This window comes from Candidatus Manganitrophus morganii (assembly GCA_021651055.1).
Classification (GTDB): domain Bacteria; phylum Nitrospirota; class Nitrospiria; order SBBL01; family Manganitrophaceae; genus Manganitrophus; species Manganitrophus morganii.
The window spans coordinates 977,372-993,936 of record JAJHOH010000001.1; the positions used below are offsets into that span (position 1 = coordinate 977,372).

10 protein-coding genes are annotated in these 16,565 nt (G+C 55.9%); 7 read left to right on the plus strand and 3 right to left on the minus strand.

Going from position 1 to position 16,565, the window contains the following annotated elements:
• Positions 1-83 precede the first annotated feature (83 nt).
• The 3 genes from MCM46_04450 to MCM46_04460 all read left to right on the plus strand — a co-directional run bounded on the left by MCM46_04450 (position 84) and on the right by MCM46_04460 (position 6,686).
• Positions 84-5,000 (plus strand): multicopper oxidase domain-containing protein, encoded by a 4,917-nt coding sequence (locus MCM46_04450; protein MCG3111056.1) that lies wholly within the window; start codon positions 84-86, stop codon positions 4,998-5,000.
• Positions 5,001-5,070: 70 nt separating this feature from the next.
• A complete protein-coding gene (locus MCM46_04455; protein ID MCG3111057.1) occupies positions 5,071-5,997 on the plus strand; it encodes a carboxypeptidase-like regulatory domain-containing protein in 927 nt (308 codons plus the stop codon).
• Positions 5,998-6,110: 113 nt separating this feature from the next.
• A complete protein-coding gene (locus MCM46_04460) occupies positions 6,111-6,686 on the plus strand; it encodes a hemerythrin domain-containing protein (protein ID MCG3111058.1) in 576 nt (191 codons plus the stop codon).
• Here MCM46_04460 and MCM46_04465 read toward each other — a convergent pair.
• Positions 6,683-7,396 carry a Crp/Fnr family transcriptional regulator gene (locus tag MCM46_04465; protein MCG3111059.1) on the minus strand — a complete coding sequence of 238 codons (714 nt, stop codon included), beginning with the start codon at positions 7,394-7,396 and terminating at the stop codon, positions 6,683-6,685. The genes MCM46_04460 and MCM46_04465 overlap by 4 nt on opposite strands.
• 192 nt (positions 7,397-7,588) lie before the next feature.
• Between MCM46_04465 and MCM46_04470 the strand changes: the two genes are divergently transcribed.
• Complete coding sequence (locus MCM46_04470; protein MCG3111060.1) at positions 7,589-8,608, plus strand: alpha/beta hydrolase; 1,020 nt, start codon at positions 7,589-7,591, stop codon at positions 8,606-8,608.
• Between the two features lie 14 nt (positions 8,609-8,622).
• Positions 8,623-9,204, plus strand: a complete 582-nt coding sequence (locus MCM46_04475) for an NAD(P)H-dependent oxidoreductase (GenBank protein ID MCG3111061.1) — start codon at positions 8,623-8,625, stop codon at positions 9,202-9,204.
• 196 nt (positions 9,205-9,400) lie between these two features.
• Here the strand turns inward: MCM46_04475 and MCM46_04480 are convergent, their stop codons facing one another.
• Positions 9,401-11,110, minus strand: a complete 1,710-nt coding sequence (locus tag MCM46_04480) for an EAL domain-containing protein (GenBank protein ID MCG3111062.1) — start codon at positions 11,108-11,110, stop codon at positions 9,401-9,403.
• Positions 11,111-11,585: 475 nt separating this feature from the next.
• Here MCM46_04480 and MCM46_04485 point away from each other — a divergent pair, with 475 nt between their 5' ends.
• Positions 11,586-14,711, plus strand: coding sequence for a PAS domain S-box protein (locus MCM46_04485; protein ID MCG3111063.1), 3,126 nt, complete (start codon positions 11,586-11,588; stop codon positions 14,709-14,711).
• Between the two features lie 310 nt (positions 14,712-15,021).
• Positions 15,022-15,819, plus strand: a complete 798-nt coding sequence (locus tag MCM46_04490) for an outer membrane lipoprotein-sorting protein (protein MCG3111064.1) — start codon at positions 15,022-15,024, stop codon at positions 15,817-15,819.
• Between the two features lie 52 nt (positions 15,820-15,871).
• Here MCM46_04490 and MCM46_04495 read toward each other — a convergent pair whose 3' ends face one another.
• Positions 15,872-16,498, minus strand: coding sequence for a YfiR family protein (locus tag MCM46_04495; protein ID MCG3111065.1), 627 nt, complete (start codon positions 16,496-16,498; stop codon positions 15,872-15,874).
• Between the last annotated feature and the right edge of the window lie 67 nt (positions 16,499-16,565).

A 16,565-nucleotide genomic window follows, 5' to 3' on the forward strand; every position in this document is an offset into this window, starting at 1 on the left:
GAACAGCCGACGGGGTGTATTCCACAGAGCAATCCACATCCTGCTGAAACGTTGATCCAAAAAGAAAACATACAGGGGGAGAAATGATGAACATTGTACGAAGGGATCTTTGGAGGGCGGCGTCAATAGCCCTCTTGTTGATTCTATCGGGAAAAGAAGGGGCCGTCGCCGGGGGAGACCATACCCACCCCGAGGCGCAGCCGGTCGCTTCTTCCGGATGGGAAGAAAAGCTGAAAGAACAGATTGCGCGGGAAGACCAAGCGGAAGGCCGCGCCGGCCATTCCGACCGGGTCGACGCCGCGATGAACAAATTGATGGATGAAATCTCCAAGGGAATGAAACAACATTCGGACCATACGGGGGGCTCGGGACCCTTCGAGGGAATGAGCATGATGCAGCAGATGGATCGCAGCTATTTCCTCGGGCCAGCGAGCACCGGGGAGAGCGTGACCGCGGGCGGCCGCTGCCCGAAGAACGCGCCGGTCAAGGAATATGACATCTCCGCCATCAACGTCGAGATCACGCTGAACCAGTGGCTCGACTTTCATCCCGGCTACATGTACGTCTTGACCGAAAACATCGACAAAGTCCGGGCGGAAGAGAAAAAGAATGCGGAGGCCCGTGAAAAAGAGGGGTATGACCCGGGAGCGGTGACGACCGGTCTTCAAACCGACATGATCCAGCCGCTGAACATCCGGGGCAACCAGGGGGACTGCGTCGTAATCACCCTTCGGAACAAGCTCGACGGCGAGGATGTCGGGATCCACATCCACGGCTCCAGCATGATCGTCCAGGCGTCGGGTCAGGCCGCCACGGCCTCCAATCCAGAGTCGAACGTCACCCCCGGCAAGAGCCAGACGTTCGAATGGTACATCCGGCCGAACGAGCAGGAAGGGGTCCACAATTTCCACAGCCACGTCGGACGCGAGCAGGCGAGCCTCGGAATGATCGGATCTTTCATCGTCGAGCCGATGGGGGCGCGTTATCTCGATGCCATCACCGGCAAAGAGACGAAAAGCGGATGGCAGGTGATGATCGAACTTCCCAATCAGCCCGATTTCCGGGAATTCGTGATCTTCTACCATGAGATCGGCGACGAATCGTTCCGGCCGTTGAATAAAAACGGCGAGATGATCCCGCAGCGCGATCCCAACACCGACGCCTACCGCCCCTCCGCCCGCGCCATCAGCTACCGGAGCGAGCCGTTCGGCGTCAACAACCTCGCCCTTCAGGAAAAGTACTTCCACTTCGAGGACGAGTCCCTCGCCTACAGTTCCTACACCTTTGCCGACGTCCCGACGACGATTCCTCGGTCGTATATGGGAGACCCGATCAAATTCCGCCTGGTTCACGGCGGCGGCGAAGTGTTCCACTCCCACCATCCCCACGGCGGCACCATCCGCTGGCTTCGCCAGCCGAAGGCCGACGGAAAGGCCGACTTTCTCATGACGGCGGCGGGGAACGGACCGGTGAAATTTCCCGAGATCCGGACCACCTCCGATCGGGTGGACGTTGAGGTGATCGGACCGTCCGAGGTCCTCGACCTTCAGACCGAGTGCGGCGGCGGGCTCTGCCAGCAGTTGGCGGGGGATTTCCTCTTCCACTGCCACGTGGCGCATCACTACGTCGCCGGGATGTGGGGCTACTGGCGGAACTACAACACCCTGCAGACCGGGAACTACCCCTTCGGCAGCACCGACATCATGCCGCCGCTGCAAGAACTCCCGGATCGGAAGGGCCGAATCAAGCCGGCCGTCACCTCCGACAAGCTCGTCGGCAAGACGATGGACTGGTATGACAAGAAATGGAGCCTCACCTCCAACAAATCGGATTGGAGCAAGCCGATCCCAGAGATCTCGATCAAGGACTGGGTGAAGATGATGCTTCCGCCGGCCGGTCAGCCGGGTCACACCTCGGACGAGAAGGGACAGATCGCCGCCTATGACGGCACCGTCTGGGATTGGGCTTGGGAAGGGAACAAAGCGATGGGCGAGCCGGAGGCGACCGGCCAGTTCGATTTTCCGAAATATAAATCGCCGATGCCGGGCAAACGGCCGCCGATTCTCTTCGAGCCGGTGACCGGGAAGCTGGCCTGGCCGCACTTCAAGCCGCACTTCGGAAAGCGGGTGCCCTTTGCCCGCCACCACGGTCCGGCCCCCTGGCTGGAGCCGATTCACATGGACAAAAACACCGGGTCGGTCGGCGCCGAACCGGGTGGCGTCGGAGCGCCGGGCGAAGAGACCAACCAGCCGGCCCGACCCGGAGAGCAGGGACGATGGAGCCTCTGCCCGGAAAGCGCGGGACGGAAACAATACACGATCCACTTCATTGAAACGCCGATCCAGTTGTCCACCGGCCTCGGGAAAATCAAGCCGGTCGTAGACAAAAGCGGATTGATCTACGTCCTCCATGAAGACGAGGCGGAGGTCCGGGCCAACCCGGCCAGCGACAAGACGATCCCGCTGGTCTACCGGTACAACGTCTACGACTGCGTCGACGTCATCTTAAAGAGCGAATGGGAGGATAACGACGTCACCAACTTCCAGATGTCGAAAATCAACATCCATCCCCACTTCATTCAGTTCGACAACCAGGCCTCCGACGGCGTGATCAGCGGCTTCTCTTACGAGCAGTCGGTCCGGCCTTTCACGCAGATGTCGAAGAAGAAACACAAGGGGCTCCCGACGCCGATGAACTCCGTCCTCACCGAGGACATCAAGGCGGGATCGAGCCGCATCAAGATCAAGATGGCCGAGGGGGCGACCCCCTTCCATGTCGGGACCGATCTGATGATCGGGATGGACGAGGTGAAAACCTCCGAAGTCCGCTGGATCAAGGCGATCGACGGCGATACGATCACCTTTAACGAGCCGCTGAAACACCCCCACAAGAAGGGGGAGATCGCCTCGGTGGAGTATATCCGCTACCGCTACTGGGGTGACGCCGACGTCGGAACGGTCTTCTGGCACGACCACGCCTTCGGGGCCACCACCTGGCCGCACGGCGGGGTCGGGGCAATGATCGTGGAGCCGTACGGCTCCACCTACCATGATCCGAAAACTGGAAAGGAAATCCGGAGCGGAACGGTCGCCGATGTCCATACGACGGAGCCGATCGGGTACGGGGTCAACGGCAGCTTCAGAGAGTTGATCGTCATGCCGCACGACACCGTGCCGCACACCGCCCAGGTGGTCACTGAGGGAAATCCCCCCGGCCAGACCCTCCAGGTGGCGATCGACGCGGGGCAAACCCTGTCGTTCCAAATGCCTTACGATTTGGATCTGACCGCCGCCAAGATGCTCAACGGCGGCACCCACACCACCGGAGGCGGATTCAACTTCCGGGCGGAATCGGTGGCGCGGCGCCTCAAAAACAATCCCGATCCGACTTTGATCTTCTCGAGCAAGGCCCACCAGGATCCGAGCACCCCGATGCTTCGGGCGTATCTGGGAGACACCCTCGTCTTCCGACTTCTCCATGTCATGATGAATGAGACCCACGTTTGGCACCTCGGCGGCCACGCGTTCAGAACGGAGCGGTATGCGGAGCATTCCGATCTGAAGAATGCTTGGCATGTCGGGATCGCCGAGCGGTACGATCTCGTCACCAAGGCGGGGGGAGCGCAGCAGATCGCGGGGGACTACCTCCACTACAACGGCCGGCCTTCTCACCTCTCGGAAGGGAGTTGGGGGATCGTCCGGGTGTTGGACAAGGAGACCAAAGATCTGCAGAAACTCCCCGGCACCGGGGAAATTCCCCAATCGGCCAAGTCGGTCTGTCCGGCCAATGCCCCGGTGAAAACCTTCAACGTCATTGCAGCCGATCGGGCGCTCAAATTCAACAACAAAGCCCCCGACTTCATCGAGGTCGACTTCGACCGAAAGCTGCAGGTGGCGAATCCTTCGGGTAAGATCTTCATGCTCGAAGGGGAGAAAACCAAAGTCGCCGACGGCGGTTTCCAGCCGATGCCGTTGACCCTCCATGTCAACGTCGGCGACTGCATCAAGGTGAACCTAAAAAATGAAATGAAGGGGAGCAAGGCGTCTTTCAGCGCCGACATGCTGGCCTTCGACCCGAAAGATTCTCACGGGGTGAACGTCGGGAACAACCCGGGCGATCAGATGGTCGCCCCCGGCAAGAGCCGGACCTATACCTTCTACGCCCATCCGCAATACGGGGAGACGGCAGCAATGGTGTGGGATTGGGGCAACTTCATTAACAACGTCCGAGACGGCCTCTTCGGGGCGATCATCGTCGGACCGCCCGGATCGAAGTATCGAGATCCGGTCACCGGCGAGGATGTCTCGTTGAAGAACGCCTGGCAGACCGACGTGATGATCGATCGATCCCTTCCTCAGAATGTGAATCGGTCGGATTACCGGGATGCCTCGCTCTTCTTCCAGGACGAAGACAACATCATCGGAACCTCGTTCATGCCGTACATTCAGCAGATCGGAGGGCTCACCGGGGTCAACTACCGGAGCGAGCCGTGGATGTACCGTGAAGAGCAAGGGTGCGAGATCGGTCTGATGTTCACCCCCTGTGTTGCAGGGGAATCGGACCCGGCCACGCCGACCATCACGGCGCATGCGGGCGACCCGGTTCGCATCCACGTCTTCGGAGCGTTCAACGAGCAAAATCAGGTCTTCAGCATCGAAGGGCATGAGTGGCCCCTCAAGCCGAACATGGCGGGGGCCGATCTGCTCAGCTCCAGCGAGTTCGGATCGTCTCAGAACATCGAGGTCAACCTGCAAGGGGGGGCCGGCGGTCCATTCAACATTCCAGGGGTCTACCTCTGGCAGAACCACCGGATGCCGTATGCGGCCGCCGGACAGTGGGGGTACATGAAAGTCCTCCCCGCTGGGGATCGAAAGATCCAACCGCTGAACGGCGGCGCCGGAGTGGGATCTAAAACGGCGGAGCTTCCCGATCCGGAAGCTCCCGATACCCTCTCTCAACAGGGGGACGCTCCGGGACCGCTCTCCATGCTGGAGCGGTAACGCTCTCCAAAAATGGGGCAGGAGGTCAAACCTCCTGCCCCATTCCTTTCTGATGGAGGAATCTGAACCGGTGAGCAAAAAAATTGTGATTGGGCTTCTCTTTTTATTTTTGATCTCCCCCCTCCTCCCCTCGTATGCCTACGATGAGATGGAGGTGAGCAACGGAGGGACCCTTATCGGAAAAGTCACTTTAAACGGCCCGAAACCGCCCGTCCGCGTTTTCCCGCTGGTCCTCTATCCCTTCGGTCCTTTTTGCAAAATGATCTCCGACGGCGAGGGAAATGTCATCGTCCAGGAGTTCATCGTCGGCGCTGGCGGCGGGATGCAGGATGCCGTTGTCGCCGTCGTTGATGTTAAGAAGGGAAAACCTTTCCCCTCGATCCGGCCTCAGTTCGTCGCCGAGAACTGCATGTTTCACCCCCTCGATATCGCCCCCGGCGACCATACTTACCTCGACAAGGAGGGGCGGACCCGCCATGAGCATCCGCTGGTTCGGGTGATCCAAAACCACCAGCCGATTTCGGTCGTCAACCGCGACCCGGTGATCCACAACGGCCAGATCTTCCAGAACGAGCGGGGGAACATCATCCTCAACTTCCCCCTCCCCGTCTCGAACGAGCCGAGGGGCGGAATGATCCGTCTCGATCCTGGAAAACGGATTGCCCAGATGATCTGCGGAATGCATGAGTTCATGCAGGGTTGGATGTTTTCAGTCGATAACCCTTACTACGAAATGACGAAAAAAGACGGGGTCTTCAAAATCGACCGCCTTCCGCCGGGGCGTTATCGGGTCATCGCCTGGCATCCGCATCTGAAGCCGATTGAGAAAGAGATCACAGTCTCGGCCGATGAAACGGTCGAATTGGACTTCGCGTTCGATGCGGCCACGGTGAGGCGGCCCGAATACGAACGGCAGGAAAAGTTCCGAATCGGACCGGAAGCGCTCCCCCACGAACACCTGACCGGCGATAAAGAGAAGCTTTTCATTCAAGAGTAGTCCGTGCTGCGGTCCATCCTTCGCGTCGGCCTTTCGACCGAAGTTGATTCGAATATGACGGGGGCACTCTCAAGATGTTTCAATGTGTCTGGTCCGATGCAAGGAGAGAATGGATGGAAGAGAGCAAACCGAAGAGTCATAGGATCGAAGAGAGCGACGGCCCGACACACCTTTTAAAAGAGGAGCACCGGGCGACGCTGCTGAAACTGGAGCTGATCGAGCGCTCCCTTAGCTACCTTCGCAAGCCCGCCGAGGAGACCCTTCCCGAGCGGGTGGAGATCGAGAAGGGTCTCCTCAAAGATTTGGCCGTCGCCCTGGAGAAGGAGATCGGTCCGCATTTTCGGAAGGAAGAAGAGGCGCTCTTTCCCGTACTCGCCGAATACATCGGCAAAGAGTACGGCCCGATCGAGGTGATGGTGCGCGAGCATGAGAAGATCCGGGCGGCTTTCTGTACCTGGAAAAAAGCGCTCCCCTCTTTTTGTCGGAGCATCGCGCCGATCGACGAGGGGATCCGCAAAGCGGTTCTCGATCCGGGGCTTCGGATCGTCCACCTGATCCGGCTTCACATCAACAAAGAAAATCAGGTTCTTTTTAAGCTCTCCGAATCCTCTTTGACGAAAGAGGAAAAAACGAAGGTGACGGCCCGGATGCATTCCATCACCGAAGCGTTACGGGGGAAGGAATGTTAATCGGAGAGCTGGATCAGCTTTTCCTCATCGGTGATGTGAATCTTTCTTCCGTCAATCCGGATCAGTTTTTCTTTCTTCAAAAGTGCTAAAAGGCGAACCACCGTCTCGGGCTCTACACCGATCATCTCGGCCAGCTCTTCCCGTTTTAAATCAAGCTCAATCGCGATATCCCGGTCGCGCCTCGCCCCATGTTTTCGCCCCAAGGTAAGAAGTGTCTCCGCCAGCCGCTCCTTGGCGCTCTTGAAGAGGATCTGCCGGGTCCGCTCCTGAACGTTTTCGACCTCCCTGCTGAGGGTTTTGATCAGGTTCATAGCAAGGTGGTTGTTCGATTTCAACACCTCCAAAAACGCGTCCCGGTAAAAGAAGCTGACCTCCGACCGCTCCAGTGTCCGCGCCGTCGTCGAATGCCTCCCGGAATGGAAAAGAAGGCTCTTCTCGATCAACTCTCCCGGAGAAACGACGCTGAGAATTTGCTGCTTTCCGCTTTTGGAAGATTGGATCAGTTTAACGCTTCCGGAACAGAGGATATAAATCCCGGTGGAAGCGGTTCCCTCGTAGAAGATCGTGTCGTTTTTCTCATAGAGATGCGCTCGCTTCATCTTCATGAAAAGATCAATCTCCTGCGACTTCAGCTCCCCGCAAAAAGAGGAAAGGACCCGAACCGCGCAATGGTTGCAATCGGTCTGCGGCATCTTACTGTACGAATCCATGATGACCCTCGTCTGTTTTGGCGAAGGCTCCCTTCGGGCTCTTCGCCTCGACTCCACTCTGCCAAAGGAAACCCGTCCGCCGCAACCCCCCAAAAGGGGGGATTTGAGCGGAATGCTCCGTTTGGGGGGTTGTGCTCACGGTGCGAACCGCTTCAGAATGAAATTGGGCCTCTCGTCAGAAAAAGGAATGCAATGAAAGAGTCGACTGTTGAAACCGGGGTCACTGAGGGTCGCGCGACCGGCCGCACACGCGAGGGTCGCGTGGTCTTAACGTTCGTGGGCTTGGCATTTTTTATCGCGGCGACACTGACTTACTTCAGCTATCGGGACGCGCTTGACGCGGCGCACGCCCGCATCTCCTCCGGCAGCCGGATGGCGACCACCGCCTGCGGCCCGATCGAATATGCCGTTGCCGGAACAGGGTCGCCGGTCCTGATGGTCCACGGCAGCGGCGGCGGGTTTGACCAGGGGCTCGACTTCGCGCGTCCGTTGATCGATGGCGGATTTACCGTGATTGCCCCGTCGCGGTTCGGCTATCTTCGCACCCCATTTCCGGCCGATCCCTCGCCGGCGGCTCAGGCCGATGCACACGCCTGCCTCCTCGACGCCTTGAATGTGCCGCGGGTCGCCGCCTTGGGGGGATCGGCCGGCGCGCCGTCGGTGATGCAGCTTTGTCTGCGGCATCCGGAACGCTGCTCGGCGATGATCCTCGCCGTTCCCCTCGCTTTCAAACCCCGCCCTGCCGATCAGCCGGAGGAAACATCACCGCTGATGGAATGGGTGATCAAGACGACGCTGCGGTCCGATTTTATTTTCTGGACGGCGACGAAGCTGGCGCGCGACACCCTGATCGAGACGATCCTGGCCACCCCCATCGACGACTTCAGGAGGGCTTCTCCGGAGGAGCAGGAACGCGTCCTCCGGATTTTGAGGAACGTCGCTCCGATTGCGAAAAGAGAGAAAGGACTGTGGAGCGATACGACCCTTGCAAAGTCGCTCACCCGCTACGACCTCGAGAATGTGACGATTCCCACCCTGGTCTTCAGCACCGAGAACGATCTGTTCGGCACCTTCGAGAGCGGGCGCTATACAGCGGAGCAGATTCCGGGCGCCCGCTTCATCGGTTATCCGGACGGCGGCCACGTTTGGGTCGGCCACAATCAGGAAGTCTGGGCCGAAGTAAAAAAATTCATCGAACGGGCCGGTCCATAAAAAGAGGAGCGGAGATGACAAAACGGATTCTCATTATCCAGGGTCATCCCGACCCGGACGGAAAACGTTTCGGCAACGCACTCGCGGCCTCTTACGCCGAGGGGGCCAGACAGGGAGAACATGAAGTCCGGCTCATCGACGTGGCGAGGCTCGATTTTCCGATCCTGCGCACCAAAGAAGATTTCGAGCGTGGCGCCCCCCCCGAGTCGATCCGGGAGGCCCAGAATGCAATCACCTGGGCCGATCACCTGGTGATCTTTTTCCCCTTGTGGCTCGGGACGATGCCTGCTCTTTTCAAGGCATTCCTCGAACAGGTCTTTCGATATGGCTTCGCCATCGGCAAACCAAATGGGGCCATGATGGGAAAGCTTCTCACCGGAAAATCGGCCCGCATCGTGGTGACGATGGGGATGCCGGCCTTTTTTTATCGTTTTTATTTCCGCGCACACGGTGTGAAAGGGCTGAAGCGAAGCATTCTTGGATTATCGGGGATCAAGCCGATTAAAGAAAGCCTGATCGGAATGGTCGAAGGGAGCCAAGCAGGCCGAGAGAAATGGCTCGCCAAAATGCGCGTTCTTGGTTCCGAGGGGAACTGAATCAGATCCTAAATAAATACGTCATTGAACTCAAAACAAAAAATCTAAGATGTCCACGAAGGCCAGCCGGTTTTCAAATCGTCTCTTGGTGAGCCGGGATGTCCGATCCCTTCTCTCTCAACGTCTTCTTCTAAATCTGCTACTCTATTGACCTTATGCGCTCCTATTTTTTCGAGTAGACCGCCTTCGTCCAAGGTCATTTTAATCTCCAGGATGACTCGCGCAACCAGCGGATCAGATCCTCTGCCGGGGCCGGCCGGCTGATAAAATAGCCCTGCGCCTCATCACAACCAAACGCGGATAACTTTTCCAAAAGGGCGGCGCTCTCAACCCCTTCGGCGACAACATTCAGTCCGAGGTGATGGGCCAATCCGATCGTGGAGTGTACAATCACGGCATCGTTCTTATTCTCCGCCATGCCTAAGATGAAAGATTTGTCGATTTTAAGTGAGCGAACCGGTAGCCTGGTCAGTGAAGCGAGAGACGAATAGCCTGTGCCGAAGTCATCGATCGAAATCTCGATGCCCATTCCGCTCAAGCGCGTCAGAATCTCTACTGCATTCGTGGGATCTTCCATGATCGCGCTTTCAGTGATCTCAAGGCTCAGACAGGTCGGCTCCAGGCGGTGGGTCGATAATAGCGTTGCAATAAGATCGGGGATCTCTGGGTCTTGGAGATTCCGCCTCGACAGGTTGACAGCCACATTGATCCGGAGACCTTCTTCTTGCCAGACATGACACTGCCGAAGAGCGGCATTAAGGACCCACTCGGTAAAAGGCTTGATTAATCCGCTTTTCTCCGCAGGAATGACAAACTCATTCGGTGGAATGAAGCCATGTTCTGGATGCTTCCAACGGGCAAGCGCCTCCACACCAACGACATGATGTTCCTGAAGATCTATTTTCGGTTGGAAGTGGAGTAGTAATTCGTTCTTTTCGATTGCCTGCTGCAATTCCCCTAAAAGCACGAGCCGACGCGGGCTATATCGATTTAGCCTGTCTTCGTAGATCGCATAGTCTTTTCCGATTTCTTTAGCGGTGTACATCGCCACATCCGCCCTTTGAAGGAGCGTCTCGGCATTGGCACCGTGATCGGGATAAACCGCAATTCCGATACCGACGTCCACGACGATAGGCAGATCCTCAATCATCATCGGTTTCGCAAGCGCTTCGATGATTTTATGCGCCACCGCGTGAACATCCTCTTTCTCTGTGAGTTTCGGCAGGAGCACAGCGAATTCATCCCCACCGAGCCGGGCCACCATATTCGGCTCATACACGATCTCGGACAACCGTTGCCCCACCTGCTGCAGCAGGAAATCTCCCCGATGATGCCCGAGGGTGTCGTTAATCTCTTTGAAGCGGTTTAAATCCAGCAACAAAAGGGCCATAGGATGATCCTCAAATTGTGCAGCGACAATGGCCGCTTGAAGACGGTCATGGAGTCGGGTCCGATTCGGAAGGGCCGTCAATGGGTCATAATAGGCCAGGTGTCTCACCATCTCCTCCGACTGGCGGTGATCCAGACGCATTTTGGCTTGACTCAACTCCCGCTCTATCGTCGGGATCAACCGCTTTAGATTCCCTTTCATCAGATAGTCATTGGCGCCCGCTTTCATCCCCGCGACCGCAACTTCCTCACCGATCGTACCGGAGACGAAAATAAACGGCACATCAAGCGCATTCTTCCTCAACAACTCCAACGCCCTCAATCCATTGAAGTCCGGCATGGAGTAGTCCGAAAAAACGATGTCCCAGGTATTCCGCTCCAATGCTGCGTTCATCTTCTCTGCGGTATCCACGACCAGAACGGTCGGGTCGTAACCTCCTTTCGTCAGCTCTCGGACCAAAAGCTCCGCATCTTCCTTGGAATCCTCAACGATCAATACACGTATCGTCTGAGACATAAAAACCTCTCTCTTCCTTCAATGAGGAAAACCCCCTTGTCTTGCATCACCCCTTAGAATCCACCGATGAGAGAGACGTAGATCGTTTCTCTCTCCCTGCTTCTCGTCGGTTAAAACTGTCCGATATGCGATGGAGGATATGCCAGAGTGTCTACAGCCGCTAAAAAAGAGGAAGGAACTCGTCGGCGGCAAGGAGTATTCCAGGTTTGGTCATCTAGATCGGGCACCGCAGTCATATTAATATAAGGCATGCTAATATACCATTTCAGGGTTACGCTAAGTATATCACCTGCCCCGGAAATAGAATCAAAGATAAAACGTAGGGTTAAAAACCCACAGGTCAAGAAGAATGATCGGAGGAAAGCAAAGCGGCGGTGGAAGACATTGGGGACCCTCAATCTTAAAGGATAACTTGCATCTAAAAAAGGATCTCTCCTATAATTAAAGAAGTTTTTTTACGCTGGAGGGAGACCTCATGAACGAGTTGACCGAGCAGATCGGGAATCTACAGCCAGGAGATCATCTTTGTCTTATTTATGACAAGGATCCGTCCGAACAGATGCCGGCGCTGATCCTATTTATCAAACAAGGTTTAGAGCAGGGAGAACAATGCGCCTACATCGCGGATGATCAGACCGTCGACCAGGTGACCCGCGCCCTTGAAGAGAGTGGCATCGAAGTTTCCAAGGAACTGAAAAGAGGCGCCCTCCTGCTCTGGACGAGAGCGGAATGGCGTCCGCCGGAAGAATGTGATTCCGACAAGAAAACGCTGCAAGTGCGCCATTTCATCGATGCGGCTCTTTCAGCCGGATTTACAGGCATCCGGTTTGCCGTGGAGATGACCTGGGCGTTGGGTCCCGATATCAGCGGGGAAAAGATAAGAGATTGGGAGGCGACGATCAATCAAATCTTCACGCCCGGCTTCCCGGCGCGAATTATCTGCCAATACAGCCGCAGCCGACTCACCCCGGATGTCGTGGAGAGTTCGTTGAGCACTCATCCTCTCGCCATCATCGGAAACGATGTCTATCCCAACCATTTTTATGAAATCCCTCCGATTCTTGACGGCAAAACGAAGAGAGGCAAACTTGACTGGATGATCTCTCAGCTCGAAATAATGCGCCGACAGAAAAGAGATCGGCATTCGGAGCAAACCAGTAAACTGCAACACATCTTTCAACTCAATGATCAGGTTAACCGCGCCGAGGACCTCGAAGAAATTTACAAGACTTCGCTTGATATCATTCTCCGGGCGGCGAAGGCCGACCGTTCTGCCATTCTATTGATGGATGACAATCAAGTCATGCGATTTAAAAGCTGGCGCGGACTTTCGGAAGAATACCGCAGGGCGGTCGAGGGACATTCGCCCTGGCCGACCGACACATCCAATCCACAACCGATCTGCATTCATGATATCGATGCTGCGCCAATGGAATCCTCTCTAAAGGAGGCGGTGCGCCATGAAGGAATCCATGCGCTCGGATTTTTCCCATTGGTTTATCAGGGCCGCCTTCTTGGGAAATTCATGGTTTATTATAATCGGCCGCATCCGTTCCTTGAAGACGAAGTGAATCTGATACAAACCATTTCCGGCCATATCGCCTTTTCCATCCAAAGTAAACAGACGGAGGAGGCCTTACGTCAAAAACAGGTGCACTTGAACATCGCCTTGGAAGCAGGCCAGATGGGGACGTGGGAATGGGACATCCGGTCCGGAAAAGCCGCGTGGTCCACGGGGTTGGAAGCGATCCACGGGCTTGAGCCGGGAACTTTCGGCGGAACCTTTGAGGATTTCAAACGCGAGATCCACCCGGACGATCTCGGTCGGGTACTGGATACGATCGCACAGACCCTTGAAGAAAAGAGCACCTTCCATGTCGAGTATCGGATCATCCGATCAAACGAAGCGATCAAATGGCTGGAGGCCAGGGGGCGACTGTTCTTGGACCCATCCGGGAAGCCGGATCGAATGATCGGTGTCTGCACCGATATTACCGACCGGAAGAGCGCGGAGGAGGCCAGTCTGCATCTCTCCTCCATTGTCGAATCTTCGGAGGATGCGATCATCAGCAAGTCACTGAAAGGAGTGATTCAGAGTTGGAACAAGGGAGCCGAGCGAATCTTCGGGTACTCGGCGGAGGAAGCGATTGGACGCCCCGTCACCCTCCTGATTCCAGCAGACCGGATCAGTGAAGAGGCAGAAATCCTCAGGCGGATCAACCGGGGAGAACGCATTGAACACTACGAGACGATCCGGATTAGAAAAGACGGCAAGACGCTGTCGATCTCTTTGACCGTTTCTCCGGTTAAGGATCAGTACGGCAGGATCATCGGGGTTTCTAAGATTGCGCGGGATATTACCCAGCGTAGGGAAGCCGAGAGGGAGCGGGAGGAATCGCTCGCCCGGGAACAGAAGGCGCGATCGGAAGCTCAGGAGGCGAATCGACTCAGAGATGAATTCTTGGCGACCGTCTCCCACGAGTTGCGCACGCCGCTGAATGCGATTTACGGATGGACACGGCTTCTGAGGATGGGGGATGCGGACGATCAAATGTATGAAACGGCGCTTGAGACGATTGAACGAAATGCGCTCTCGCAGGCAAGGTTAATCGATGATTTGCTCGATGTCTCTCGCATTATCGCCGGGAAGTTTAATCTTCAAGTTTCTCCTGTGGATATCCCTCCCGTGATCGCGGCGGTGGTCGATACGCTCCGGCCGGCCGCCTCGGCAAAGGGAATTCAGGTCCACACCGCGCTTGACTCCTCGATCGGTCCCGTTCTGGCCGATCCGGACCGGCTACAGCAGGTGATCTGGAACCTCCTTTCAAACGCGATTAAATTCACGCCGGATGCAGGGCAGGTGGAGGTCCGCTTGGAGCGGGTCGATCCCTATGTTGAGGTTTCCGTAAAAGACACAGGGATTGGGATCTCCTCCGATTTTCTTCCTTATGTCTTCGATCGCTTCCGCCAGGCCGAGGGGAGCAGCATACGAAGCCAGGGAGGACTCGGCCTGGGTCTTGCGATTGTCCGGCATTTGGTGGAGTTGCATGGGGGAACGGTCTCTGCAGAAAGCCGCGGCAACGGGCAAGGAGCAACCTTCAAGGTAAAGCTTCCGATCCGCGCCGTTCGAATCAGACCCGCCGCGTTACAGCCGCCACATTCTTTAGATCAAATGGAAGGGTCCCGCCGTTATCCGAGGGTATTGGAAGGTCTCCAGGTCCTTCTCGTCGACGATGAATCAGATGCGCGCGACTTATTGACTGCGGTCATTGAACGATATGGCGCAAGGGTCGCTCCGGCCGGATCGGCGGAAGAGGCTCTGGAGAGCGCTATGCAACAGAGACCGGATCTTCTGATTGCCGATATCGGGATGCCGGGAATGGATGGGTATGTCTTCATCGATCGTTTCAGATCTTGGGAGAAATCGCACGGCTTCGAGCAGATTCCCGCGATTGCATTAACGGCTTATGCCGGGCCGGAGGACAGAAGACGCGCACTCTCGGCAGGCTTCCGGATCCATATCGCCAAACCGGTGGAGCCGACTGAGCTGATAACGGTGATGGTAAAGCTCATCAGCCGCTCTGGAGAACCGGTGTTATAACAAATTCCGCTTTCTTCAGTCATATCGAAGCTGGCCGGCATTGATCTGTTGATCGTCACCTTTTCTTCTTCACATTCGATCATTGAGGTTGTCTTTTCAGTAATTTACTGATGCCGCGCTGCCGGCGCTTCCAGGTTCCTGTTTGCGACCGTCATCCGAATTCAACCGTACCGCTTCGATCGCATTCTTCCTTTACAGCCGGTTTTTCTTTGTGACTCTCTTCATTCATTGAACCGTTGCATATATCGCTTGCAACTGGAAATCCAGATGGTAAACTAATCTAATCACCTTGTCAGCTTGGAGAATACATATGATCCGAACAGTCCGTGGAATACTTTTATTCGTATTTATTTTTTCTTTTTCCTCCGTCGCAGCCGAGGAAACTTCCCCTCAGCCGGTTCCGTCGGCTGAAGCGATCCTCAAAGCGTCCATGGAGCGGATGTATCATCTGAAAGATCAGACCTCCAAGGTCACTTTCCGCGTCGTCCCTCCCGATGGAAAAGAAAAGAAGACCGTCTTCCGGCTTTACTGGAAGAACTATTTCGGAAAAGATAATTTAAACAGCAAATCGCTCCTGGTAACGGAGTCGCCGGCCAATAACAAAGGGGAGAAGTTCCTCCTCTGGGAGCGGCCCGAAGAGAAACAGGCAGATATTTGGCTTTATCTTCCGGAGCTTCGCCAGGTGCGGCGAATCCAGGCAGGGGGACATCAGCACGATAAAGAAGACGACTCGGACCTGCTCTTCGAGGATATGCACCAGCGCCCCATTGAAAAAGACGAACATCAGTTGATGAACGAGGAGGAAGTGCGGGGGGAGGTGTGTTATGTCATCGAGAGCCGGCTGAAAGAGCATCCCGCTTACGGCAAAAAAATCCTCTATATCTCTAAAAACGAAGGGACGATTCGAAAGATCGATTATTTCTCCGACGAGGGAGCCCTGTTGAAGACCCAATGGATCGATTGGCAGCGGATCGGCGAGAGCTTTGTTTGGAAGGTTTCCCAAATCGTTGATGCAGCGTCTTCCCGCAAAACCTTCGTTGAGCTCAGCGAGGTGAAGGTCAATGTCGGCTTAAGAGACGATCAATTCTCCGAGCGGGCGCTCCGCTAATCAGATTGGGATTTATGAAGAGTGATCGCTGAACCGATCGACTCCGATCAGATCACCTCATTACTCTAAGCGGGTAGATGGAAAGTCCCGAATACCCCTCCTCGGAGGGAAGTCTTTTATCTGCGCCGCCTTCGGGGACGATCCGGGCTAACTTTAACAACTGAGAGCTCGGTTTCAAACTGGCCCGCTCGAATGCAGCCACATTGACTGCAAAATGGACCCGGTTTTGATCCATGACCAATTGAACCATCCCCCCCTTTCCAGCGAAGCGCTCGATGTCGCTGACAGTCAATACCGGCGTTTGGCTAAGATGTTTTAGAATCTCGGTGAGGTTCTCCTCCTCCGAGCGACTGACAAAGAGAATCCGGGATTCGACCGCCTCTTCGATCTTGGAGAATCGTTTCACCGTCATCCGCTCGTCTCGGATATTCTTTCCCGAAACCACCTCATCGATAAGATCGCCGAAGGGATCGTCCCCCACGATCCCGATCACAAAGGGCCGGCCCTCTCTCATGATCTCTTCCGGCCACTCCACAAACTTGGCGAAGTGGTAGATAAATGCCGCCTTGATCTCGTACTCAGTGAGTGTCCGCGGCTCGGCTTGAGCAGGAAGAATCATGGCAACGATATACGTGACCCCAGTTAAAAACAGCCGAAATAGATCGATACGCAATATCATCTTTGAGTTCCGATGCGACGCCATGAAACCTTCGCCCTCTATGCGGGCCGGAGCAGTTACTCCGTCT

What these genes read in the sequence shown, in the direction of transcription:
- MCM46_04450 (MCG3111056.1), top strand. Translation starts at nt 84, where the DNA reads ATGATGAACATTGTACGAAGGGATCTTTGGAGGGCGGCGTCAATAGCC.
- MCM46_04460 (MCG3111058.1), top strand. Translation starts at nt 6,111, where the DNA reads ATGGAAGAGAGCAAACCGAAGAGTCATAGGATCGAAGAGAGCGACGGC.
- MCM46_04465 (MCG3111059.1), bottom strand. Translation starts at nt 7,396, where the DNA reads ATGGATTCGTACAGTAAGATGCCGCAGACCGATTGCAACCATTGCGCG.
- MCM46_04470 (MCG3111060.1), top strand. Translation starts at nt 7,589, where the DNA reads ATGAAAGAGTCGACTGTTGAAACCGGGGTCACTGAGGGTCGCGCGACC.
- MCM46_04475 (MCG3111061.1), top strand. Translation starts at nt 8,623, where the DNA reads ATGACAAAACGGATTCTCATTATCCAGGGTCATCCCGACCCGGACGGA.
- MCM46_04480 (MCG3111062.1), bottom strand. Translation starts at nt 11,110, where the DNA reads ATGTCTCAGACGATACGTGTATTGATCGTTGAGGATTCCAAGGAAGAT.
- MCM46_04485 (MCG3111063.1), top strand. Translation starts at nt 11,586, where the DNA reads ATGAACGAGTTGACCGAGCAGATCGGGAATCTACAGCCAGGAGATCAT.
- MCM46_04490 (MCG3111064.1), top strand. Translation starts at nt 15,022, where the DNA reads ATGATCCGAACAGTCCGTGGAATACTTTTATTCGTATTTATTTTTTCT.
- MCM46_04495 (MCG3111065.1), bottom strand. Translation starts at nt 16,498, where the DNA reads ATGATATTGCGTATCGATCTATTTCGGCTGTTTTTAACTGGGGTCACG.